Genomic DNA, 23,049 nt, shown 5'->3' with positions numbered 1-23,049 from the left:
AAGCGGCCGGGAACGGCTCAGCCCGGGTACGGCGGGAAGGCCGCCACCAGGTCGCGGACGTCCTCCCGGGCCCGTGCCGCGTCCGTGCCGCCCCGCAGCACGCTCGCCAGTATCCCGGCGACCAGCGTCATCTCCCGGGTACCCATGCCCTGCGTGGTCACGGCCGCGGTGCCCAGCCGCAGCCCCCGGTCGTCGTCGTGCGGCAGCGCACAGCAGTCGAGGACCATGCCCGCCGCCGCCAGCAGGCCGCGTGCGGTGCGCCCGTCGACACCGAGCGGGGCCGGGTCGACGGTGATCAGATGGGTGTCGGTCCCCCCGGTGGTGACGGTCAGCCCCTCGGCGGCGAGCGCGGCGGCCAGCGCCCGCGCGTTGCCCACCACCTGGTGGGCGTACGCGGCGAAGGCCGGGGTGGCCGCCTCCCCGAAGGCGACCGCCTTGGCGGCGATGGTGTGCATCTGCGCCCCGCCCTGCGTGAAGGGGAACACCGCCCGGTCCACCCGCTCGGCCAGCTCGGCGCCGCACAGCAGCATTCCGCCGCGCGGCCCCCGCAGCACCTTGTGCGTGGTCGCGCAGACGACGTCCGCGTACGGCACCGGGCTGGGCGCCGCTCCCCCGGCGATCAGGCCCATGGGGTGCGCCGCGTCCGCGATCAGGTAGGCGCCCACGTCGTCGGCGACCTCGCGGAAGAAGGCGTAGTCGATGTGGCGCGGGTAGGAGATGGAGCCGCACACGATCGCCTTGGGGCGGTGGGCGCGGGCCAGGGTGCGGACCTGCTCGTGGTCGATCAGGCCGCTCTCCGCGTCCACCCCGTAGCCGGCAAAGTCGAACCAGCGGCCGGAGAAGTTGACCGGCGAGCCGTGGGTGAGGTGGCCGCCGTAGGGCAGACCGAGCGCGAGGACGGTGTCGCCGGGGCGCAGCAGGGCGGCGTAGGCGGCGAGCACCGCCGAGGAGCCGGAGTGCGCCTGGACGTTGGCGTGTTCGGCGCCGAACAGCGCCTTGGCGCGGTCCACGGCGAGCCGCTCGGCCACGTCGACGATCTCGCAGCCGCCGTGGTGCCGGTTGCCCGGGTAGCCCTCGGCGTACTTGTTGGCCAGCGGCGAGCCCAGGGCGGCCAGCACCGCGGGCGACGTGAAGTTCTCGGCGGCGATCAGCTGGAGCGTGGTCGCCTGCCGCTCGCGCTCCCCGAGCAGCACCTCGGCGAGCTCGGGGTCCTGGCGGCGCAGGACATCGGCCTCGCGCGCAGGGGTGACCGTCATGGTGGACTCCCGGACGTCGGCACTGACGTACGACCAATGTAGGCCCGCCCGTCCCGGTACGCCCGAGTTCCCGCAACCGTCCCGCGGGCGTCGCGGGGCGCTCAGGTCCGCGCGGGCACTCCGGTCAGCGCCGTGACCACGGGGTCCAGCGCCTGGTGTATCTCGTCGCCGATGGACCGGAAGAAGGTCAGCGGAGCGCCGTACGGGTCATGCACCTCGTCGGCCTCGGCCGTGGGCGCCAGCAGCCAGCCGCGCAGCGCGGCGGCCGCGCGGACCAGGGCGCGGGCGCGCATGACCAGGCCGTCCTCCAGCGGCGGCAGGGTGGCCGGGTCGATCGCGTTCACCAGGCGGGTGAACTCCTTCAGCGTGAAGGTGCGCAGCCCCGCCGAGTGGCCCATCGAGATGACCTGGGCGCGGTGGTCGCGGGTCGCGGTCAGCACGAGGTCGGCGCGGATGACGTGCTCGTCGAGCAGCTCCCGGCCGGTGAAGCCGGAAACGTCCGCGCCGTACTCCGCGAGGACGGTCTCCGCGTGCGCCTCCATCGGGGCGCCCTCGTGGCCCCAGGTGCCGGCGCTCTCGACGATCAGCCCGCCGCCGAGGACGCCCAGGCGCTGGTGCACGAAATGCCGGGTCAGCCGCTCGGTGATGGGCGAGCGGCACACGTTTCCGGTGCTGACGTGGAGGATCCGGAAGGTGTCGCGCGGGAGCCCTACGAAGGTGGTGGTGATCTCCGCGGGCCGTTCCCCGCTGCCTATGCCACGCCCCGCCTCAGGGGCCGTCAATTCGCCACCTCGAGATCGGGTACCACCTTGCGCAGCTCGTCGGCCGGGAGCGCGCCCTCGCGCAGCAGAACGGGCACCGGGCGGCTGACGTCGACGATGGAGGACGGCACGTTGCCCGGGGTGGGACCGCCGTCCAGGTACACGGAGACGGAGTCGCCGAGCATCTCCTGCGCGGCGTCGCAGTTCTCCGGCGCCGGGTGGCCGGTGAGGTTGGCGGAGGACACGGCCATCGGGCCGACCTCGGTGAGCAGCTCGATGGCGACCGGGTGCAGCGGCATGCGCACCGCGACCGTGCCGCGGGTGTCGCCGAGGTCCCACTGGAGGGACGGCTGGTGGCGGGCGACCAGCGTCAGCGCGCCCGGCCAGAAGGCGTCGACCAGCTCCCAGGCCATCTCGGAGAAGTCCGTGACCAGGCCGTGCAGGGTGTTCGGGGAGCCGATGAGGACGGGCGTGGGCATGTTGCGGCCGCGGCCCTTGGCGCGGAGCAGGTCGGCGACGGCGTCCGAGGTGAAGGCGTCGGCGCCGATGCCGTACACGGTGTCCGTCGGCAGCACCACGAGCTCGCCCCGGCGCACGGCGGACGCGGCCTCGCGCAGACCGGTCGTGCGGTCGGTCGCGTCGTTGGTGTCGTATCGCCGAGCCATCTAGCGGGCCTCCTCGTACGGGTGCTGCTGGGGGGAAGAAGTATGCGCCGTGCCGGTCACGGCAGCGCCTTGCGTGCGGTGGCGAACCGCGGGCGGTTGTTCAGATCGGGGTGGTCGGCCGCGTCGGTCCAGCCGCGGTCCTCGGCGAAGATCCACGGCACCTGCCCGCCCTGGGTGTCGGCGTGCTCGACGACGACCACGCCGCCGGGGCGCAGCAGCCGGTGCGCGGTGCGCTCCAGGCCGCGGATCAGTTCGAGGCCGTCCTCGCCGGAGAACAGGGCCAGCTCGGGGTCGTAGTCGCGGGCCTCGGGGGCGACGTACTCCCACTCGGTGAGCGGGATGTACGGCGGGTTGGAGACCACCAGGTCGACCTGGCCGTCGAGGTCCGGGAAGGCCGTCAGGGCGTCCCCCTGACGCAGTTCGACCCTGGACCCCTCCATGTTCCTGCGGGTCCACCTGAGGGCGTCCTCGGACAGCTCCACGGCGTACACACGGGACCGGGGCACCTCCTGGGCGAGCGCGAGGGCGATCGCGCCGGAGCCGGTGCACAGGTCGACGATGCACGGCTCGACCACGTCCATGGCGCGCACCGCGTCTATGGCCCAGCCGACCACCGACTCGGTCTCCGGGCGGGGCACGAAGACTCCGGGGCCCACCTGGAGCTCCAGGTAGCGGAAGTACGCCCGTCCGGTGATGTGCTGGAGCGGCTCGCGGGCCTCGCGGCGGGCGACGACCTCCCAGTACCGGGCGTCGAAGTCGGCGTCCTTGACCGTGTGCAGCTCGCCGCGCTTGACGCCGTGCACGAACGCGGCGAGCTCCTCCGCGTCGGTGCGCGGCGAGGGCACGCCCGCGTCGGCGAGCCGCTGGGTGGCCTGGGCCACCTCGGCGAGCAGCAGGTTCACTGGTCCTCCGGACTGTCTTCGGGTGCTTAGGCGGCGGCGAGCTTGGCGGCCGAGTCCGCGTCGACGCAGGCCTGGATCACCGCGTCGAGGTCGCCGTCCAGGACCTGGTCCAGGTTGTACGCCTTGAAGCCGACGCGGTGGTCCGAGATGCGGTTCTCCGGATAGTTGTACGTCCGGATCTTCTCGGAGCGGTCGACGGTGCGGACCTGGCTGCGGCGGGCGTCGGCGGCCTCGCGCTCCGCCTCCTCCTGGGCCATGGCGAGGAGCCTGGAGCGCAGGATACGCAGGGCCTGCTCCTTGTTCTGCAGCTGGCTCTTCTCGTTCTGGCAGGAGGCGACGACGCCGGTCGGGAGGTGCGTGATGCGCACGGCGGAGTCGGTGGTGTTGACCGACTGTCCGCCGGGGCCCGAGGAGCGGTAGACGTCGATGCGCAGGTCGTTGGGGTTGATCTCCACGTCGACCTCCTCGGCCTCCGGGGTCACCAGGACGCCCGCGGCGGAGGTGTGGATGCGGCCCTGCGACTCGGTGGCCGGCACGCGCTGCACGCGGTGCACGCCGCCCTCGTACTTCAGCCGGGCCCACACGCCCTGGCCGGGCTCGGTCTGCCCGCGGGTCTTCACCGCGACCTGGACGTCCTTGTAGCCGCCCAGCTCGGACTCGGTGGCGTCGATGATCTCGGTCTTCCAGCCGACGCGCTCGGCGTAGCGCAGGTACATGCGCAGCAGGTCGCCCGCGAACAGGGCGGACTCGTCGCCGCCGGCGCCCGCCTTGATCTCGAGGATGACGTCCTTGTCGTCGCTGGGGTCGCGCGGGACCAGCAGCAGCCGCAGCTTCTCGGTGAGTTCCTCGCGCTGCTGCTCGAGGTCCTTGACCTCGGCGGCGAAGTCCGGGTCGTCGGCGGCCAGTTCGCGCGCGGCCTCGATGTCGTCACCGGTCTGCTTCCAGGAGCGGTACGTGGCGACGATCGGGGTGAGTTCGGCGTAGCGCTTGTTCAGCTTGCGCGCGTTGGCCTGGTCGGCGTGGACCGACGGGTCGGCGAGCTTCTTCTCCAGGTCGGCGTGCTCGGCGACGAGTTCCTCGACGGCCTCGAACATGGTGGGCTCCTGCTGCTGGTACGGGGGTGAAGGGCGGGCGACCAAAAACGCCGGTCCCGGCCTGCCCCCGGGCGGGGACGCGGCCGTGGACCGGCGAATCGGTGCTCGCTACTTCTTGGAGCCGGCAGCCTTGCCGAAGCGGGCCTCGAAGCGGGCCACACGGCCACCGGTGTCGAGGATCTTCTGCTTGCCCGTGTAGAACGGGTGGCACTCGGAGCAGACCTCGGCGCGGATGTTGCCGCCGGTGATCGTGCTGCGGGTGGTGAACGACGCGCCACAGGTGCAGCTGACCTGCGTCTCGACGTACTCGGGGTGGATGTCGCGCTTCAAGGTGTCTCCTAGGTTTCGGGAGGGCGCCGGGTCGCCGCCCGCGGGATGCGGGAGCGTGAACCGGGGCCGACGTACCAGTCTGCCAGGACTGGCGCCGTCTCCCAAAACGGGGGTGGCCCCGGGATCATTCCCGGGGCCACCCCTGCGTCCTCGCGGACGGCGTCGTGCTCAGCCCAGCAGGTCGTAGTTCTGGTAGCCGGTGCCCATGGAGACGCGCGTCGAGAAGAACGGCGCCGCGTTGCGGCCGGTGCCCCGGTACGCGTACAGGGTGCCGCTCGGCGTGCGGGCCAGCAGGTCCGCCTTGCCGTCGCCGCTGACGTCACCGACGGTGACGACGGCGTTGTACGTGGTGCTCTTCCACGTGGCCAGCTTGGTGCGGCCCGTGAAGGAGCCGGCGCCGGCCTTGCCCGTGCCCTTGTACAGGTACAGGTCGCCGGTGCTGCGGACGCGGGCCACCAGGTCGGCCCGGCCGTCGCCGGTGAAGTCGCCGTGGCCGCGCAGGACGTCGAACCCGGCCCAGCCCGTGCCCGTCTTCAGACGGGTGGAGAAGGTGCCGTTGCCCTTGCCCGGGTAGGTCCACAGCACGCCCGCCGAGTCCACCATCAGCAGGTCGGGCACGTAGTCGCCGGTCACGTCACCGGGGGTGACGATCTGGCGGACGGACTTCCAGCCGGTGCTGAGCCGCTTGGTGGCCCAGCTCTCGCTGGAGATCACGTAGTGCGCCCAGTACAGGGACCCGTCCGTGGCGCGGTAGACGAGGTCCTGGTAGCCGTCACGGTCGAGGTCGGTCTGGAGGACGACGTTGACGCCCCTCCAGTCCCCCCACTCCTCCTGGGCGGCGAACTTGGAGCTCAGCGAGTTCCGGGAGTAACCGACACCCGTGGACTTCTTGCGGGCCCACAGGTCGGCGCGGTGGTCGCCGTTGATGTCGGTGTCGTCGATGCGCGGGTAGGTGACGCCGACGTAGTTCGTCACCTTCGTGAAGACGCCGAAGGCGCCCTTCTCCACGCAGTCCTTGATGCCCCAGGAGACGACGCCCACGATCCGGTTGTTGACCACCAGCGGACCACCGGAGTCGCCGTTGCAGGCGGTGGTAGTGCCGGCGTCGCTGCCGGTGGCCGGCGCGCCCGCGCAGACCATGTGACCGCGGACATAGTCGCTGCCCCAGTAGGCGCCGCAGGTGGCGTCCGACTGGATCGGCAGCGTCGCCGTCTTCAGGTAGTCGGAGATCTCGTTGTTGGTGGAGCTGGTGCGCCCCCACCCGTAGACCCGGGCGTTGGTTCCGGCCGCGTACGACGCGGTGTCGCCCGCGGTCGTCATGCGCAGCGGCGTGGCCTTCACCGGCTTCGGCAGCGTGAGCAGCGCGATGTCGTTGTCGATGGTGGCCGCGTTGTACGCCGGGTTGTTCCACTGCCGCCAGACGTAGGAGACGGTGCCGCCGTGCATGTCACCGTCGGCCGAGGGCAGCTGGGTGGCGCCCGTGACGACGGCGCCGTTCAGGTACCAGTTGTAGCCCTTGACGCAGTGCGCGGCGGTGAGGATCTTCGTCGGCGCGACGACGACGCCACCGCAGAAGAAGCCCTCGTCGGTGTACGGGTCGTAGTAGTGCAGCTGCGCCATCCAGGGCGCCGCGGAGATCGTGGTGGTGGTGCCACCGATGATCTTCGCGTCGATGCCGGAGCCGGCCTTGCCGCTCGCGCTGAGCGACGCCTTCTCCTTGGCCCGGCCGGCCTCGTCCGCCGCCATCGCCTTGACGACGCGGCTGATCAGCTCGGACTGCGACGGTGACTCCATCGCCGGAGTGACGTTCGGCTCGGGCAGCCCGGGCGACGCCTGGGCCGCCGGCGCCGACAGCAGCGCCGCTCCGACGGCCGCGGCGGCACCGGCCGCGGCCACGGCGAACCGGCGTCTGCGACGGCCGGGTCCGGACATGGGTATAGCCATGCAATTCCCCCCTCGGGAAGCTGAGTTCGAGCGTCACACCCTGTTCAGGGACAGCTCGAAGCAGCGTGATCGTACACCTGTCCGACGACAGTTGTGTACGAAAAACGGCCGTCCCGTGAAGGGACGGCCGTTCGCGTGCCCCCGCGGGGGCCGGAGAAGCGGGTGACGTCAGTCGCCGTTGCCCGGCGTCGGCGTCGTCTTCTGGATCTGCATCAGGAACTCGACGTTCGACTTGGTCTGCTTCATCTTGTCGAGGAGCAGCTCGATCGCCTGCTGCTGGTCGAGCGCGTGCAGCACCCGGCGCAGCTTCCACACGACCGCCAGCTCCTCGTTGCCGAGCAGGATCTCTTCCTTACGCGTACCGGACGCGTCCACGTCCACCGCGGGGAAGATGCGCTTGTCGGCGAGCTTCCGGTCGAGCTTGAGCTCCATGTTGCCGGTGCCCTTGAACTCCTCGAAGATCACCTCGTCCATGCGGGACCCGGTGTCCACCAGGGCGGTGGCGAGGATGGTCAGCGAGCCGCCGTCCTCGATGTTGCGGGCCGCACCGAAGAAGCGCTTCGGCGGGTACAGGGCGGTCGAGTCGACACCACCGGACAGGATGCGGCCGGAGGCCGGGGCGGCCAGGTTGTACGCACGGCCCAGACGCGTGATCGAGTCCAGCAGCACGACGACGTCGTGCCCCAGCTCCACCAGGCGCTTGGCGCGCTCGATGGCCAGCTCGGCGACCGTGGTGTGGTCCTCGGCCGGGCGGTCGAAGGTCGAGGAGATGACCTCGCCCTTCACCGACCGCTGCATGTCGGTGACCTCTTCCGGACGCTCGTCGACGAGGACGACCATCAGGTGGCACTCGGGGTTGTTGTGCGTGATCGCGTTGGCGATCGCCTGCATGATCATGGTCTTGCCGGTCTTCGGCGGGGCCACGATCAGACCGCGCTGGCCCTTGCCGATCGGCGACACGAGGTCGATGATCCGCGTGGTCAGCACACCCGGGTCGGTCTCCAGACGGAGCCGGTCCTGCGGGTACAGCGGGGTCAGCTTGTTGAACTCCGGGCGGCCGCGGCCGTGTTCGGGCGCCATGCCGTTGACGGAGTCCAGGCGGACCAGCGCGTTGAACTTCTCGCGCCGCTCGCCTTCCTTGGGCTGACGGACGGCACCGGTGATGTGGTCGCCCTTGCGCAGGCCGTTCTTGCGGACCTGGGCGAGGGAGACGTACACGTCGTTCGGGCCGGGCAGGTAGCCGGAGGTCCGGATGAAGGCGTAGTTGTCGAGGATGTCCAGGATGCCCGCGACCGGGATCAGGACGTCGTCCTCGTTGATCTGCGGCTCCTGCACGTCGTCGCGGCCACGGCGGCCACGGCGGTCGCGGTAGCGGCCGCGACGGCCACGGCGGCCGCCTCCGTCGTCGTCGTACCCGTCGTCCTGACGGCCCCCGCCGCCCTGCTGGTTCTGCTGACGGCCGCCGCCCTGGTTCTGCTGCTGGTCGTCGCCCTTGTTGCGGCGGTCGCCACGGTCCCCGCGGTCACCGCGGTCGCGGTCACGGCCACGCTCACGGCGGTCGCGGCGGCGGCCTTCGCCGCCGTCGTGGTCGGACTTGCCCTCGCCCTGCTGGTTCTGCTGCTGCGACTGCTGCTGCTGAGCCGGGGCGTCGGACTTGGTCTCGGTCTTCGCCTCGGCCGTGACCGTCTCGGTCGCGGCGGCCGGGGCGCCCGCGTCGGCGGTGGCACGACGGCGGCGGCGCTCGGGGGCGCCCTCCGCGGCCTGCTCGGCGGCGGACGCCTTCGGCGAGGGCTGACCGGGGATGTCGATCTGCTGCTGGGCCGCGGCCTTGTCGGCGGGCGCCTGCTCGTCCTTGGCCTCGGTCTTCTTCTCGGCCTTCTCGGCCGTGTCACCCGTGCGCGTGCGGGAGGTCGCGCGGCGCTTGGGCTTGGTCTCGGTGGACTCGGCCTTGGCCGGGGCGTCCCCGGAAGGGGTGCCTCCACCGGCGGCCTGCGCCTCCTTGATGACCTCGATCAGCTGGCTCTTGCGCATGCGCGCCGTGCCCCTGATGCCGAGGCCGGATGCGACCTGCTGCAGCTCGGCCAGCACCATGCCCTCGAGGCCGGTACCGCGGCGCCGCCGGGAGCCGGCACCGGAGGCAGGCGCGGAAGCGTCCGTGGCGGGCGCGGCAGCGGTCTCCTCGACACGTGCGCCCATCAGATCGGTGGTGTCGCTCACGAAGGGTCCTTCCCTGGAGCGGACGTCGGCCTGTCTGGCTCGGCGACCGGTTGTGCTGTCCGGCATCGTTCCCTGATGTGTGGACCGTGCCGGGGCGGTTGTCCGCCTGCGCGGCGGAAGAGATATCTGGTGATGGCGCTACCTCGAGCCGTGGCACCCGGTGTCACGTGGCGTGGTCGCACCGATTCCGAAGCTCCCCCAGAGGGGGTGCCCCCACCTGCGGGCCGTTCAGTGTCCGCGTACGACGTACTGCCCGCGTACGTCGCAGTGAACACAGTGCGGCTTGGGGGGCTCCCGGAAGAATGTCTGTCCCGGACGGGGACACGAGGCACCTCGCCATGGTGGGGTCGGGTGCAGACTTGAGGTTAACACTACCGGATCCAACAAACATTCCCCCTCTCCAAATCCGGCAACCGTGTCAGGTGGCGAGCGGAAGGACGCTCGCTCCCTGGACGTCCAGGCTCAGCCGGTTGGCGGCCCAGTCGGTGCCGGCGAGCGCTTCGACCTTGTCGGCCGTGCCCGCGTCGGCCAGCGCCATGACCGTCGGTCCGGCGCCGGAGATGACCGCGGGGATGCCGTCCCCGCGCAGCCGCTCCACCAGTGCGGCGCTCTCCGGCATCGCCGGGGCGCGGTACTCCTGGTGCAGACGGTCCTCGGTGGCGGGCAGCAGCAGCTCGGGGCGCCGGGTGAGGGCCTCGACGAGCAGGGCGGCACGGCCCGCGTTGGCGGCGGCGTCGACGTGCGGCACGGTGCGCGGGAGCAGTCCGCGCGCGGTCTCGGTGAGGACCGGCTTCGCGGGCACGAAAACCACCGGAACGATGGAATCGGCGGGCTCCATCCTGATCGCCCGGGCGGCGCCGCCCTCCATCCAGGACAGGGTGAAGCCGCCGAGCAGACAGGCGGCGACGTTGTCGGGGTGGCCCTCGATCTCGGTGGCCAGCTCGAGCAGCGCGGTGTCGTCGAGCTTGTTCTCGGCGCCTATGGTCACGGCGCGGGCGGCGACGATCCCGGCGCAGATGGCGGCCGAGGAGGAGCCGAGGCCCCGGCCGTGCGGGATGCGGTTGGCGCAGACGATCTCCAGGCCGCGCGGCTGCCCGCCGAGCAGGTCGAAGGCGGTGCGCAGGGAGCGTACGAGAAGGTGGCTCTCGTCCCGCGGGAGGGTCTCGCCGCCCTCACCCGCGATGTCGATGTGCAGCCCGGAGTCGGCCACCCGGACGACGACGTCGTCGTAAAGGCCCAGCGCCAGGCCGAGGGCGTCGAAGCCCGGGCCGAGGTTGGCGCTGGTGGCGGGGACGCGCACCCGGACGGCGGCGGCGCGGAACGCGGGACCGGCCATCGCTCGAAGACTCTCCTGTAGCTGCGTGGACTGTCGAATGACGTTCGACGGACATTCGATGACGTACGAGAACCCTGGGGCCGCCGCCGACCGGGCTGGCCGGCCGCTTCCGGGCCGTCCTGGGGCACTGGCGGGACCCTGGGGACGACGCACTGCCGCGGCATATGCGGCGGGCGGGTTCCCTACAGCCTATCGAAGGAAGGTTCACCTGCGACATAGGGCGCACAGGAGGCGCACGATGCGTGTCGCAAGCCCCCTGTGCACCCCCCGTAGAGAGCGTCCCCGGACGGGCGCGTCCTTACGCCGGTTCCGGCGGATCCGCGTCGATGTGAGCACGCGGATCCGCACGGGCCGCACGGGCCGGACGAGCCGAGGCCCTGTGGACCGGACGAGCCCGGGTTGCCGTCGGCCGGACGTACCGGGCCGGGGCCGGCGTGGACCGGACGCGCCGGGGCCGCCGCGGGCCGGGCGACCCGAGTCGCCATGGGCCGCACGAGCCGAGGCCCCGTGGACCGGACGAGCCCGGGTCGCCGTCGGCCGGACGAACCGGGCCGGGGCCGGCGCGGGCCGGACGCGCCGGGGCCGCCGCGGGCCGGGCAACCCGAGTCGCCATGGGCCGCGCGGCCCGAGCGGCCGTGGGTCGGCCGGCCCACGGCGGCCCGGGTCGCCGTCGGCCGGACGAACCGGACCGGGGCCGGCGCGGGCCGGACGCGCCGGGGCCAACGTGGGCTGGGCGACCCGAGTCGCCATGGGCCGCCCGGCCCGAGCGGCCGTGGGTCGGCCGAGCCCGGAAGGCCGTGGGTCAGACGAGACCGAGCCGCTGCGCGGCGGTGGCCGCGTCGACCGGCACCGTGACCGGCTGCGGGGCGCCGGCGACGGCCCAGTCGGGGTCCTTTAGACCGTTGCCGGTGACCGTGCACACGATCTTCTGGCCCGGGTCGACCTTGCCCTGCTCGGCGGCCTTCAGCAGACCGGCGACCGACGCGGCGGACGCGGGCTCGACGAAGACGCCCTCCTGGGAGGCCAGCAGCCGGTAGGCGCGCAGGATCTCACGGTCCGTCACCTCGTCGATGCGGCCGCCCGATTCGTCCCGCGCGGCGAGCGCGAGCTGCCACGAGGCGGGGTTGCCGATGCGGATGGCGGTGGCGATCGTCGAGGGGTCCTTCACGACCTCGCCGCGCACGATGGGGGCGCTGCCGGAGGCCTGGAAGCCCCACATGCGCGGGGTGCGGGAGCTGACGCCGTGGGCGGCGTACTCCTTGTAGCCCTTCCAGTACGCGGTGATGTTGCCCGCGTTGCCCACCGGCAGGACGTGGATGTCGGGGGCGTCGCCCAGCATGTCCACGATCTCGAAGGCGGCGGTCTTCTGGCCCTCGATGCGCACCGGATTGACCGAATTGACCAGCGCCACCGGGTAGTTGTCGCTCAGCGAGCGGGCCAGCGTCAGGCAGTCGTCGAAGTTGCCGTCGACCTGGAGGATCTTCGCGCCGTGCACCAGGGCCTGGCCCATCTTGCCCAGCGCGATCTTGCCCTGCGGCACCAGCACGGCGGAGACCATGCCGGCGCGCACGCCGTACGCGGCGGCGGACGCGGAGGTGTTGCCCGTGGAGGCGCAGATGACCGCCTTCGCGCCCTCCTCCTTGGCCCGGGAGATGGCCATCGTCATGCCGCGGTCCTTGAAGGACCCGGTCGGGTTCGCGCCCTCGACCTTGAGGTGGACCTCGCAGCCGGTGCGCTCGGAGAGCACCTGCGCGGGCACGAGCGGCGTACCGCCCTCACGGAGCGTCACGACCGGCGTGGTGTCCGACACCGGAAGCCGGTCCCGGTACTCCTCGATGATTCCGCGCCACTGGTGGGTCATTGCTGGTTACTCTCCTTCAACCCGCATGATGCTGGCGACACCACGCACGGTGTCGAGCTTGCGCAACGCCTCCACGGTCCCGCCGAGGGCCGCGTCGGACGCACGGTGGGTGACGACGACGAGCGACGCCTCCCCGTCCTTGCCTTGCTGGCGGACCGTGTCGATCGAGACACCGTGCTCCGCGAACACGGTGGCGACCTGGGCGAGGACGCCCGGTTTGTCGGCCACGTCCAGGCTGATGTGGTAGCGCGTGACGACCTCGCCCATCGGCGAGACGGGCAGCGCCGCGTAGGCGGACTCGCCGGGCCCCGTCGTGCCGCCGAGCCGGTTGCGGCCGACCGCGACCAGGTCGCCGAGCACGGCGGAGGCGGTCGGGGAGCCGCCCGCGCCGGGGCCGTAGAACATCAGCTGCCCGGAGGCGTCGGACTCGACGAACACGGCGTTGTAGGCGCCGCGCACGGAGGCCAGCGGGTGGCTGAGCGGGATCATCGCCGGGTGCACGCGCGCGGTGACCGACGCGCCGTCCTCGGCCCGCTCGCAGATGGCGAGCAGCTTGATGGTGCAGCCCATCTCCTTGGCGGAGGCGAAGTCCGCGGCCGTCACCTCGGTCATGCCCTCACGGTGGACGTCGTCGAGGCGCACACGGGTGTGGAAGGCGATGCCGGCGAGGATGGCGGCCTTGGCGGCGGCGTCGAAGCCCTCGACGTCGGCGGTCGGGTCGGCCTCGGCGTACCCCAGGGCGGTGGCCTCGTCGAGGGCCTCCTGGTAGCCCGCGCCCGTGCTGTCCATCTTGTCGAGGATGAAGTTGGTGGTGCCGTTGACGATGCCGAGCACCCGGTTCACCTTGTCGCCGGCGAGAGACTCGCGCAGCGGACGGATCAGCGGGATGGCGCCGGCCACGGCGGCCTCGTAGTAGAGGTCCTTGCCGTGCTCCTCGGCGGCGGCGTGCAGCGCGGCGCCGTCCTGGGCGAGGAGGGCCTTGTTGGCGGAGACGACGGAGGCGCCGTGCTCGAAGGCGGTGGTGATGAGGGTCCGGGCCGGCTCGATGCCGCCGATGACCTCCACGACGATGTCGAGGTCGCCGCGTTTGACGAGGGCGGTCGCGTCGGTGGTGATCAGCGCGGGGTCGATGCCCTCGCGCACCTTGTCCGGGCGCCGTACGGCCACGCCGGCGAGCTCGACCGGGGCTCCGATGCGGGCGGCGAGGTCGTCGGCGTGCGTCGTCATGATGCGCGCCACCTCTGAGCCGACCACTCCACAGCCCAGCAGCGCCACCTTCAGCGGACGCGTACGCATCATCCGACCTCGTTTCCTGATTACCGTCTCGGTTGCACCAGTCTCACTCACCGAACGGGACTTTCTGTGCAAAGTCCGGATCGTGAGACGTCTATTTCATTTACATGTCCGCGCCGACGAAAGATCTTCCGCCGGCGCGGACACCCCGTTCAGGGCCCTGTACGGAACCCTGCCCGGGGCCCTGTCCGGGGCCCTGTCCGGGGCCCTGTTCTTCGGGGGCGTCTCAGCCGACGTCGAGCCGCAGCAGGTCCTCCTCCGTCTCGCGCCGGACGATGACGCGCGCCTGGCCGTCCTTCACCGCGACCACCGGCGGCCGCAGCACGTGGTTGTAGTTGCTGGCCATGGAGCGGCAGTACGCCCCGGTCGCCGGCACGGCGATCAGGTCACCCGGTGCCAGGTCGCCCGGCAGGAACGCGTCCTTCACCACGATGTCACCGCTCTCGCAGTGCTTGCCGACGACCCGGGTCAGCATGGGCTCGGCGTCGGAGGAGCGGGAGACGAGGGAGACGCTGTACTCGGCGTCGTAGAGGGCGGTGCGGATGTTGTCCGACATGCCGCCGTCGACGGACACGTACGTGCGCAGCCCGTCGAGCGGCTTGACGGTGCCGACCTCGTAGAGCGTGAACGCGGTCGGGCCGACGATGGCGCGGCCGGGCTCGACGGAGATGCGGGGGGTGCGCAGCTTCGCGACCTCGCACTCACGGGTGACGATCTCGGTGAGCGCCTTGGCGATCTCGTGCGGTTCGCGGGGGTCGTCGTCGCTGGTGTACGCGATGCCGAGGCCGCCGCCGAGGTCGATCTCGGGCAGCTCGACGCCGTGCTCGTCGCGGATGTCCTTGAGCAGCCCGACCACGCGGTGCGCGGCGACCTCGAAGCCGGACATGTCGAAGATCTGCGATCCGATGTGCGAGTGGATGCCGATGACTTCGAGCCCGTCGAGCTGGAGCGCGCGCCGCACGGCTTCGGCGGCCTGACCGCCGGCCAGCGGGATGCCGAACTTCTGGTCCTCGTGGGCGGTGGCGATGAACTCGTGGGTGTGCGCCTCGACGCCGACGGTGATGCGGATCTGCACGCGCTGCCGGGTGCCGAGCTCGCGGGCGATGTGGGCGACGCGGACGATCTCCTGGAAGGAGTCGAGCACGATCCGGCCGACGCCGGCCTCGACGGCGCGGCGGATCTCGGCGACGGACTTGTTGTTGCCGTGGAAGGCGATGCGCTCGGCGGGCATCCCGGCGGACAGCGCGGTGGCCAGCTCGCCGCCGGAGCAGACGTCGAGGTTCAGCCCCTCCTCGTTCAGCCAGCGGACGACGGCCCGGGACAGGAAAGCCTTGCCGGCGTAGAACACGTCGGCGTGGTCGCCGAAGGCGGTGCGCCAGGCGCGGGCCCGGGAGCGGAAGTCGTCCTCGTCGAGGACGTAGGCGGGGGTGCCGTACTCCTCGGCGAGCCGCTTGACGTCGATCCCGCCGACGGTGAGCACGCCGTCGGCGTCACGGGTGACGGTCTCGGACCACACCTTGGGGTCGAGGGAGTTGAGGTCGGCGGGCGGCGCGGAGTAGTGCCCCTCGGGGAGGACGTCGGCGTGACGGGGCCCGGCGGGGTGTGCGGAACGGCTCATGGCAGGTCTTGGGCTTCCTAGAGATGTTCGGGTGCGTCGATGCCGAGCAGGGACAGGCCGCCGGCCAGCACCGTCCCGGCGGCTTCGGCGAGGGCGAGCCGGGCACGGTGGGCGGCCGAGGGTTTCTCGTCGCCGAGAGGCAGGACGGAGGGCAGCAGGGGCGCGAGCGCGTCGGCGACGGCGACGAGGTGCCGGGCGAGCCGGTCGGGGGCGCGGTGGGCGGCGGTGGCGGCGAGGACGCGGGGGTGGTCGGCGAGGGCCTGATGCAACGCGGACGCGTTGACGGGCCCCGGCTCGGGCCCGAACCCGAGATCGGCGGCATTGCGCACAACGGCCCGGCTCCGGGCGTGCGCGTACCGCACGCGGAACAGCGGGTTGCTCTCACGCTGCACCAGATGCTCGTCCTCGATGCGGGGCCGGTCGTGCGGGGCGGGGTGGAGCAGGGCCCAGCGGGCGGCGTCGCGGCCGAGGGGGGTGGGGTCGGCGGGGGCGGGGACGGGCCGGAGGGGGTCGGTGCCGGGCCGTACGCGGATGTCTTCGGGTACGCCGAGGACGCGGACCCAGGCGTCCTCGGGAGGGCGGGTGCAGTGCAGCTGGGGGCGGGCGCCCTGGGACCGCAGCACGCGGGCGACGGAGTCCATGAGGACGAGGGCGCGGACCTCGGGGGCGGCGTGGAGCTCGATCGTCTGCCCGGCGAGGGCGTCGCTGTGCCCGTACCGGGGGCCGGCGCGGAGGATGTCGCCCACGAGGCGGGCGTCGGAGCCGCCGGCGAGGGAGATGTTGAGGAACCCGGGTCCGGTGACGACGACGTCACTGATGCCGTCGGTACGGAGAAGCCGGGTGCGCAGGAGTTCGGCGACGGCGGGGGCGGGCTGTCCGGCCGGGCGGGCGAGCTGGAGGGCGACGTTGGTGGCGTAGTCGCCGCAGCCGCCAGGCCCCGGGGGTGCGACGACGACCCGCTCGGGCACCACGGCCACGGCGAGTTCCCCCTCGTCGACGGCACGGCGCACCGCGTGCAGCACGGTGCGGGAGAGCTCGACGGGGGTCACGGGACAAGCGTAGGCGAGGAGGGGGGTGGGTATGCGAACGGGTTTGGGGGGGTGTCCCGGGATGTGGACGGGGGTGGACGGGGCCGGTCGGGCGCGGACGGGCGTGAACGTGCACGGACGGGGGTGGACGTGCGCGGACGGGGGTGAACAGCTAGGCGTGCCCGGCGGCGGCCTCGGTGTCTCCACTCCCCCGCACTCGGCCGGCCGGGGAGTCGATGAGCGACTGCACGACCCGGACGAGCTCCTGCGGATCGAAGGGCTTGGCGAGGAAGGCGTCGACGCCGACATCGAGCCCGCTCTCGACCTCCTGCTGGGTGCAGGCGCTGACGATGGCGAGGGGGATGCCGGCGGTACGGGGGTCGGACCGCAGGCGCCCGGCGGTTCTGAGCCCGTTGAGCCGGGGCATCACGACGTCCAGGGTGATGAGGTCGGGCCGCACCTGATGCACGACTTCCAGACACTCGGCACCATCGGCCGCGGTCACCACCTCGATGCCCTCCAGCTCGAGGTTGACCCTGATCAACTGCCGGATGACCTTGTTGTCGTCGACGACAAGAACCCGGCCCGAAGTGCTCGGCACGACTCGAGAGTAGGTCGGGACCGGCCACCGCGTCCGGCGTTTCCCCACTTCCACCCCGACCGGGGTACGGGCCGCACGGGGAGCCGACCGGGGCGGACGCCGCGGGACGCGAAAAGTGGTTCATGACCACCCCGGGAGAACTGGTAGTGTTCTACCCGTCGCCGCGATCACCGCGACTGACACGCCCCCGTAGCTCAGGGGATAGAGCAACGGCCTCCGGAGCCGTGTGCGCAGGTTCGAATCCTGCCGGGGGCACCCAGCATGAGGTGCCCAAAGACCCCGTCACCAGCGGAAACGCTGAGGCCGGGGTCTTCGCGTATGTGCAGGCGTGTGCGGCCCGGAGCGGGCGTATGTCGGGGTCTGTGGACGAGGCGTGGACGGGATCTTGGAGCATCGCCGCAGGTGAGGTCCGGGAAAAGGCGAGGCCGCATCAATGTCGGTCGCCCCACCCCATAGTCACGCCGCGGGGCCGCCAGCTCAGGCCCGGGCCCAAGCCTGACGATGACGAGCAACGCTGTACACCTGGTCAGCCGTGAGCACGCCTGAGAGCGGAGCGAGTGCCGCTACCTGGCGCTCCTCGTAGACCCGGACACTGAGCTGTGTGGCAACCACCTTCAGCTCGGAGACACCGACGAAGACGAGCACCGGCTCCACCGGTACCGAGAAGTCGCAGTAACGCTCAAGCACCCGGACGACCCGGTTGGCCTCCGCCCGGCTCTTGCGCGCGTAGGGCGCTGGTTTCCCGTGATCGACTTTCACGGAATCGTCCCCGACCCACACGGCCCTCTTGTGGTGGTGCTTCGTATTGATGCTGAACACCCCACCAGGCCCGATCAGTAAGTGATCGATATCCACTTTGTTGGCCAAGGGGAGGATGGAGTGCAGGACACGCCAACCGTGGCGCCCCAAGCGGTTCAGCTCGGCTCCCACTCGCCGCTCCCCCTCCAACCCCTTCCGCCAGGAATCCCACTCAGTGGGTCGCCGAAGAACCCGCGCGATCATTCGCCCCAGCAGTCCCGGTCCGGATTCGTCGAGCAGATCACGCAAGGAGGCCCCGGGAGGGTTCACGGCCAGATCGTCCGCCGGCGTCAGAGGCGGCAGCGTCGGACGCTCTGCAACCCCGGGCGCACTGTCTGGCGAAACCGGCTCCGTGAGCTTCTGTAAGTGCTGTGTGAGCACGGTAATCACGTCGTCGTGATACTCCGCCCGCAAAACCGTGATGTCCCCCGTCATGACATCTGCCCAACCGGCCGCGGTGCCGTCCGACAGGTTGGCATACAGGCGATCACGCCCGTACCGCTTCCAGCGCGTGACGCGCAGCTCCACAAGGCCCCCCTGTGCTCTCGCATTGACGTTGCCGACATGCCAGCAGCAAGCGAGGGAAGGCCACAAGACCGCAGGGCAAGGGGCGCAGCCGAACCTGCTCTTTCCAGATGAGGCACCGTCCCAGGTAGAGCATGAAACGACTGAGGCCCCAGGCGGCGTGCCTGAGGCCTCAGTGTGGGTGCGGGTTGTCTCACTCGTACTCGCGCAGCAGATCCTCGATACGCCGGTTGGCGACGTCCTGTCGTCCGTCGAGGCACTTCGCGTAGCGGGTCATCAGGACCTCGACGCTGTTGCCGGCACGCTCGGCCACCTCTGTCGGATCGACCCCGGCGTTGAGCCACGTCGACAGCGCCGAGTGCCGGAGGTCGTACGGCCGACTCGCGAGCGGCGAGGCCGCGACGGCCGGCGGAAGCGCGAGGAGCCGGGCCTCCTGCCACACGCGGTAGTAGGTCGAGGACGGGACGACCGAGCCCTTCTCACTGAAGAACAGCCGCCCGTCGTCCGCCGTGCCGAAGGTCGGTCCACTGCTTGCCGGCGGACAGACGGGTCCGGTGGAGCAGCGCCGAGCCCCCAGCCCTGCCCGGGAAGGTTCAGGTCGGTCTCGACGGGGCCGACCGCTTCCGCCGGCCGGAGACCGCCAACGTGCATGGCGGCGAACAGACCCACGAGGCGACGACCACGGGCACACCGGTACCCGCATACGCGGGAGACCGCCGCCAGGGGATCTCGCGCCTGCTCCGGGTTGGCGACAACCCGAGGATCGACCTGATTGGACACCTTCGGCTTCTGCCAGCGGACAGCCGTGATGCTGAGCACACCGAGGCCGCCGAGAAACCGGGAGTGCGCGACCTGCACACCGAGTTCAAGGATGACCTTAATCGTGTGCTGCTTGTGGCCAATAGGTTCCAGACCGGCTTCGACCAGCCCCTGCTGTGCAGCATGTACGTGAACAAGAAGCTGTCCGGCGTCATGGGCGTGCAGTCGCTTTCGCGCCTCAACCGCATTCATGTCACGAAGCACAGCACGATTAATACATCGCAGATGATCCAGGCCGCGGATTTCGTGAACACTGCTGAGAACATTGCCGAGGCACGGAAACCGCATCCCCGAAGCATCTCAGGTGTCCTGACTGGCGAGCCTGCTGAATGCAGTGATGAAAAACGAGGGCCTCGTTAGTCAGGTGCTAGCGAATCCTAAGGAACAATTCGCCGAATCTCCCGGCATACACATTGCCCTAGTGTCCACACTGACCGACCGCGAAGTTTCGTTCGAGAAGATGAACCATAATGTCTACAGCACTGTGGGGGACGAGAACGACCCATCGTTGAAGGCCCTGACCGCTTTGGTCTACGACACGATCAGCGGCCGATAGTCGAGGATGGAGTGGAGCCATTCCTTAGCCAAATAAGGGCCCCGACCGATCATGTTCGGGACCCTTCGGCATCCGCGTCTTCCATTGGTCGGCACAGTTTGGGATCAGGGCGGAGTGTCAACGCGCAGACTCTGCGCACTCTCGAACCAGATTGATTGCGTAGCGGATTTTTTGCACAGCGTCGTCGGGCAGCGGGTCCGGGTTGAAGTGCATGAGGTCGTTGCGTATCTCCCGGATCTCGTCTAGCCGATCGGTGAAGATCTTGCGGTCCAAAGGCCAGCCGAGCAGTTCCCACGCCTTAGGGTTTCTCAATACCCGCAGGTAGTCACCGAAAGACAGGTCGTCGAAGCAAGTGATACCGCGCGAATTATCGGCATCGCACCACTCGATGACCTGTTTCACCTCAAAGCTATCCGCAATGACCTGGCGCAGACGTTGATCGAGTTCACCCACGAGAAAGAAAGGGGTGGCCATGCTGCCATAGGCTCCCGCTACATCACTCGCCGTGACGATGCCCGCGATCTTGTTCGTCTCATCCTTGACAAGGACGAACTCGGATTCCTCCAGAAGGGGAAGAATGTCGATCAGGTCGAGGGAGTAGGAAACAACGGACGCGTCGACGACCGCATCGGAAAGCTTCGCCTCGGGACTGACATGACGCGTCTTGGCGATCGACTTCCAAGTGACAGCGCCTCGGAGCTTGCGGGGACCTTCGAGTATCGGGATCTGCGAATAGTCGTTGATGGCCATCATCGTGATTGCCTGCTCGAAGGTGGCTGAAGGCGGCAACGAATCGACGCCTGCGAGGGCAGAGTGAAGGCTGCCGACAGGGAGTCCGACTTCGGGACGTTCATCCTCTGACCCAGCCGTATCGACCACCGATGCGACGGCATCCGACTCGTCGATCGTGGGCACGTCGTTGCTCGGTGGGACGACGAGATGAACCGTGGCGTCGATGGGCACTTTGTCGAAGGCCGGCGAGGTAAGCAGGCTGTGGTTGTCCAGCTCGGCGCGGATCTGCTGAGTGATCAAGCTCCCACGCCTCTGCACGCCCCACCAGCCCAGCAGATCGCTCACAGTCAGGGACTCTGGATTGCCCGCCTCAGCCTGTTCCCGCGCGTTCTTGAGACGCTGGTGGCGGGCTCTCACTGTGGTTGTCACACCGTCGTCTTGCGGTTCCTGAGCGGAACCTTCCGCGGCTGCGTCCAGAAAGCGCTGCCGCAGTTGATCCAAGGTTTGCCCATCGGAGAGCGCCCAGGCGTGCCATCCGTCGAAGGTGCCCGTGCCCACAGCAGCGGCTGCGGCGCGTGAGGGCGAGCGGAACTCCCGGCCGTCCATAAGTTGGATCCAGCCGCGATCGGTGACAAGCGCGCTATAGGTCTTGCCTATTCGCGGCCGCTCGAAGGTCAGCGGCTCTCCTTCCTGGAGCAGGCCTGCTTGCAGGAGGTCAGCGACAGTGACCCGACGGCCATCGAGCTGATAGGTGGTGCGAGTGGAAGCCGACTCGGGCACTTTGCCTCATCTCGTAGCAGCTGGCTGCGTGGGCAACGATGGCCGCGGCGTCAAGCTGGGGACGACGTTCACCACGCGTAGGGATTGTGAATACTTTGTAACTGACAGTGTGTCAAGTCGCGGGCGGCTGCCTCAGCTTGCCTGTCGACGAGCCCTGGAGGGCGAGGGTCGCGCGCCCACTTCGGCGTACGGTCCATGAGAACCGCAGCTTCCTGAGTGCTGGTGCCAGCGGCATAGCAGTGGGGGGACAGCAACGGCCAGCACACGCAACGGTCCAAGGCGTACATCCATGACGGGAAGGCCGACGTGCAGCGTGCACACGACGCCGACCGCAGTTGCGGACTATCCATGGACAAGCAAGCTGCTAGGGGCAGTTAAGAGAGCTGTGACCTGCGCACACGTCTGAGGCCGAAGGGCCCTCCGGAGCCGTATGCGCAGCTTCAACTTCCGCCGGGCGCTCTCGTGAAGCGCCTGAGGATCCTGCTACAGCGAGTCCGCCAGGTGCGGCGTCTGATTCCGCACACACACCGAACACGGCTGGATGCAGCGCCATGACAACGAGCACTGATAGCCGCGTGATGATTGTGGCGCACTTTCTGGCAGGTGCGGCCACGGTCCCGCGCCGTGCGAAGGCATGTACGTCTGGGCACATGGAAGAACTTGTGGTGTCCTGCTTCCCGTGACCGGTGTTCTCTCAGCCTTGATCGCAGTCCTGGGGACTCTGCTCGGTGTTTCCGTGACGCACCTGTTCCAGCGTCGAGCGGCTGCTCGTGATCAGATGTTCGCGGCTCAGCAGCAACTTCGCTCCGAGCGGATGACGGTATACAGCGACTTCGCCGGGGCAGTGACCGAGTTCCGGCGAGGCCAACACGACCGCTGGCATCGCAAGGACGAGGAACCGGATGGCCCCGCCTGTTTCGAGGCTCGCCTCGAGGCGTACCGCCTTCGCGGGATCGCCCTCCACGCTTTGTTCCGAGTCCAGCTCATCGCAAGCAGCCAGACGGTGATCGACGCCGCACAGCAGGCTTACGAGCTGACGGCCAGGGCACACAAGGCATCCGACAAGACGGAACTGAGTGCGCGTGGCAACCAGGCACGAGAGTCGCTGGAGCACTTCGTGAAGCTTGCGTCCTCTGACGTGCGCTAACAGTGCCTGAGGGACTGCCGCCGGTTTCGGATGACAGTGGGGTCTATGCGGCCAGAGCCGGGGCTCCCGCCTGTTGACCGGAGGACCGGTCCGCCCGTTGATCACAGGCATCGGCTGGGTATCTGTCGGAGAACATGGCGGGGATCTGCTCTCCAACAAGCTGAGACGCTTGGCTGCAGGCGGCCCCTGGTGGGACACCAGGGAGTCCTGAGACGCTCGACGAATTGCGTTCCGCTCCGTTGGCACGCTCGGCCTGTCAACGCGGTACGAACCGTGCCAACAGGCCGATCGCTCCGCCTGGTCAACCTTCTCAGCTGTATGAGAGGCCGGCGACCACGGAGGTACCCCGAGTAGGGCGGGAGCGGACGGTCCACGCGGCGGCGATGTGGTCGACCAGGAGCAGGCCGCGGCCGTTTTCCGCGTCCGCGCCCGGGTGTGCCAGCGCCGGCTTTCCCATACCCGGGTCGGAGACGGCAAGCCAGTAGTGGCCGTCCGCCGGCCACAGGACGAGTTCGATCAGGTCATCGTCCCTGCCGTCCGCTCCGTGGCGGATCGCGTTCGTGACCAGTTCGGAGGTCAGGAGCCCGAGGTCGTCGCCCAGGTTCGGGCGGAGTGCGGATGGTAGGGACTCCGTCACTGCATGGCGGGCCCGTCGTACGGACTTGGGATGGGCGGGGAGATGCCAGTGGAGGGGTACCAGGGGGATCTCGGGCACGGCGAACTCCGTTCGGGTGTGGAGGGGTTGGGATCGCCGGTGGCCTGCCGCCCTGGTCGCGGACACACCCG

19 protein-coding genes, 1 tRNA gene and 1 pseudogene are annotated in these 23,049 nt (G+C 70.1%); 3 read left to right on the top strand and 18 right to left on the bottom strand.

Translation table 11 applies throughout. The annotated features are described in order from the left end of the window. Window positions 1-17: 17 nt before the first annotated feature. The 14 genes from glyA to ACQZOG_RS20550 form a co-directional block, all read right to left on the bottom strand. The gene (gene glyA, locus ACQZOG_RS20615) at window positions 18-1,256 is read right to left on the bottom strand and encodes a serine hydroxymethyltransferase (protein WP_430741709.1); all 1,239 of its coding nucleotides are present in this window, start codon (window positions 1,254-1,256) and stop codon (window positions 18-20) included. A gap of 101 nt (window positions 1,257-1,357) precedes the next feature. Then, a complete protein-coding gene (locus ACQZOG_RS20610; protein WP_033275529.1) occupies window positions 1,358-2,038 on the bottom strand; it encodes a low molecular weight phosphatase family protein in 681 nt (226 codons plus the stop codon). Further along, a complete protein-coding gene (locus tag ACQZOG_RS20605) occupies window positions 2,035-2,682 on the bottom strand; it encodes an L-threonylcarbamoyladenylate synthase (RefSeq protein WP_037641591.1) in 648 nt (215 codons plus the stop codon). Before ACQZOG_RS20605 ends, ACQZOG_RS20610 begins: the two co-directional genes overlap by 4 nt. A 56-nt stretch (window positions 2,683-2,738) precedes the next feature. Further along, entirely contained in the window at window positions 2,739-3,584 is an 846-nt protein-coding gene (gene prmC, locus ACQZOG_RS20600) for a peptide chain release factor N(5)-glutamine methyltransferase (protein ID WP_033275531.1), read from the bottom strand. Window positions 3,585-3,610: 26 nt separating this feature from the next. Next, a complete protein-coding gene (gene prfA / locus ACQZOG_RS20595; RefSeq protein WP_033275532.1) occupies window positions 3,611-4,678 on the bottom strand; it encodes a peptide chain release factor 1 in 1,068 nt (355 codons plus the stop codon). A gap of 108 nt (window positions 4,679-4,786) precedes the next feature. Next, window positions 4,787-5,008 carry a 50S ribosomal protein L31 gene (gene rpmE / locus ACQZOG_RS20590; RefSeq protein ID WP_024884511.1) on the bottom strand — a complete coding sequence of 74 codons (222 nt, stop codon included), beginning with the start codon at window positions 5,006-5,008 and terminating at the stop codon, window positions 4,787-4,789. A gap of 168 nt (window positions 5,009-5,176) precedes the next feature. Next, window positions 5,177-6,952 (bottom strand): trypsin-like serine protease, encoded by a 1,776-nt coding sequence (locus ACQZOG_RS20585; RefSeq protein ID WP_230229219.1) that lies wholly within the window; start codon window positions 6,950-6,952, stop codon window positions 5,177-5,179. Between the two features lie 168 nt (window positions 6,953-7,120). Next, the gene (gene rho, locus ACQZOG_RS20580) at window positions 7,121-9,169 is read right to left on the bottom strand and encodes a transcription termination factor Rho (RefSeq protein ID WP_033275534.1); all 2,049 of its coding nucleotides are present in this window, start codon (window positions 9,167-9,169) and stop codon (window positions 7,121-7,123) included. Window positions 9,170-9,587: 418 nt separating this feature from the next. Then, the gene (gene thrB, locus ACQZOG_RS20575; RefSeq protein WP_033275535.1) at window positions 9,588-10,505 is read right to left on the bottom strand and encodes a homoserine kinase; all 918 of its coding nucleotides are present in this window, start codon (window positions 10,503-10,505) and stop codon (window positions 9,588-9,590) included. Window positions 10,506-11,307: 802 nt separating this feature from the next. Beyond that, window positions 11,308-12,366, bottom strand: coding sequence for a threonine synthase (gene thrC / locus ACQZOG_RS20570; RefSeq protein WP_033275536.1), 1,059 nt, complete (start codon window positions 12,364-12,366; stop codon window positions 11,308-11,310). 6 nt (window positions 12,367-12,372) lie between these two features. Further along, window positions 12,373-13,665 carry a homoserine dehydrogenase gene (locus tag ACQZOG_RS20565; RefSeq protein WP_033275537.1) on the bottom strand — a complete coding sequence of 431 codons (1,293 nt, stop codon included), beginning with the start codon at window positions 13,663-13,665 and terminating at the stop codon, window positions 12,373-12,375. Between the two features lie 220 nt (window positions 13,666-13,885). Beyond that, window positions 13,886-15,277: a diaminopimelate decarboxylase gene (lysA, locus tag ACQZOG_RS20560; RefSeq protein ID WP_359672832.1), complete on the bottom strand. Its 1,392-nt coding sequence runs from the start codon at window positions 15,275-15,277 to the stop codon at window positions 13,886-13,888. Between the two features lie 17 nt (window positions 15,278-15,294). Continuing rightward, window positions 15,295-16,326 carry an ArgS-related anticodon-binding protein NrtL gene (gene nrtL, locus ACQZOG_RS20555; protein WP_430741708.1) on the bottom strand — a complete coding sequence of 344 codons (1,032 nt, stop codon included), beginning with the start codon at window positions 16,324-16,326 and terminating at the stop codon, window positions 15,295-15,297. A gap of 151 nt (window positions 16,327-16,477) precedes the next feature. Then, window positions 16,478-16,954 (bottom strand): response regulator, encoded by a 477-nt coding sequence (locus ACQZOG_RS20550; RefSeq protein ID WP_430741889.1) that lies wholly within the window; start codon window positions 16,952-16,954, stop codon window positions 16,478-16,480. Window positions 16,955-17,089: 135 nt separating this feature from the next. On the opposite strand from ACQZOG_RS20550, the gene ACQZOG_RS20545 reads away from it, so the two are divergent. Next, window positions 17,090-17,161: transfer RNA gene (locus ACQZOG_RS20545), tRNA-Arg, on the top strand. A 222-nt stretch (window positions 17,162-17,383) separates the two neighbouring features. On the opposite strand, the gene ACQZOG_RS20540 is transcribed toward ACQZOG_RS20545, so the two are convergent. Together ACQZOG_RS20540 and ACQZOG_RS20535 are read right to left on the bottom strand one after the other, a co-directional pair. After that, on the bottom strand, window positions 17,384-18,232 hold the full coding sequence (locus ACQZOG_RS20540) for a nuclease-related domain-containing protein (RefSeq protein ID WP_430741707.1): 849 nt from the start codon (window positions 18,230-18,232) through the stop codon (window positions 17,384-17,386). A 190-nt stretch (window positions 18,233-18,422) separates the two neighbouring features. After that, window positions 18,423-19,063: pseudogene (locus ACQZOG_RS20535) on the bottom strand (tyrosine-type recombinase/integrase); the annotation flags it as partial. Between the two features lie 9 nt (window positions 19,064-19,072). Here ACQZOG_RS20535 and ACQZOG_RS20530 point away from each other — a divergent pair. Then, complete coding sequence (locus ACQZOG_RS20530) at window positions 19,073-19,408, top strand: type I restriction enzyme subunit R domain-containing protein (protein WP_193456148.1); 336 nt, start codon at window positions 19,073-19,075, stop codon at window positions 19,406-19,408. Window positions 19,409-19,721: 313 nt separating this feature from the next. Here the strand turns inward: ACQZOG_RS20530 and ACQZOG_RS20525 are convergent, their stop codons facing one another. Next, a complete protein-coding gene (locus ACQZOG_RS20525) occupies window positions 19,722-21,116 on the bottom strand; it encodes a CBS domain-containing protein (protein ID WP_430741706.1) in 1,395 nt (464 codons plus the stop codon). A 679-nt stretch (window positions 21,117-21,795) separates the two neighbouring features. On the opposite strand from ACQZOG_RS20525, the gene ACQZOG_RS20520 reads away from it, so the two are divergent. Beyond that, the gene (locus ACQZOG_RS20520) at window positions 21,796-22,263 is read left to right on the top strand and encodes a hypothetical protein (RefSeq protein WP_193456150.1); all 468 of its coding nucleotides are present in this window, start codon (window positions 21,796-21,798) and stop codon (window positions 22,261-22,263) included. Between the two features lie 310 nt (window positions 22,264-22,573). On the opposite strand, the gene ACQZOG_RS20515 is transcribed toward ACQZOG_RS20520, so the two are convergent. Beyond that, window positions 22,574-22,978, bottom strand: coding sequence for an ATP-binding protein (locus tag ACQZOG_RS20515; protein WP_193456151.1), 405 nt, complete (start codon window positions 22,976-22,978; stop codon window positions 22,574-22,576). Window positions 22,979-23,049: the final 71 nt, after the last annotated feature.

This window comes from Streptomyces sp. P13-3-3, assembly GCF_050571355.1.
GTDB lineage: Bacteria > Actinomycetota > Actinomycetes > Streptomycetales > Streptomycetaceae > Streptomyces > Streptomyces althioticus.
Note: the sequence above shows the minus strand (reverse complement) of the source record. Positions and strands in the feature narration are given on the sequence as shown.

Bases quoted from the DNA above. Each gene is read 5' to 3' on its own strand.
- glyA (WP_430741709.1), bottom strand. From the start codon at position 1,256: ATGACGGTCACCCCTGCGCGCGAGGCCGATGTCCTGCGCCGCCAGGAC.
- ACQZOG_RS20605 (WP_037641591.1), bottom strand. From the start codon at position 2,682: ATGGCTCGGCGATACGACACCAACGACGCGACCGACCGCACGACCGGT.
- prfA (WP_033275532.1), bottom strand. From the start codon at position 4,678: ATGTTCGAGGCCGTCGAGGAACTCGTCGCCGAGCACGCCGACCTGGAG.
- ACQZOG_RS20585 (WP_230229219.1), bottom strand. From the start codon at position 6,952: ATGGCTATACCCATGTCCGGACCCGGCCGTCGCAGACGCCGGTTCGCC.
- thrB (WP_033275535.1), bottom strand. From the start codon at position 10,505: ATGGCCGGTCCCGCGTTCCGCGCCGCCGCCGTCCGGGTGCGCGTCCCC.
- thrC (WP_033275536.1), bottom strand. From the start codon at position 12,366: ATGACCCACCAGTGGCGCGGAATCATCGAGGAGTACCGGGACCGGCTT.
- ACQZOG_RS20565 (WP_033275537.1), bottom strand. From the start codon at position 13,665: ATGATGCGTACGCGTCCGCTGAAGGTGGCGCTGCTGGGCTGTGGAGTG.
- lysA (WP_359672832.1), bottom strand. From the start codon at position 15,277: ATGAGCCGTTCCGCACACCCCGCCGGGCCCCGTCACGCCGACGTCCTC.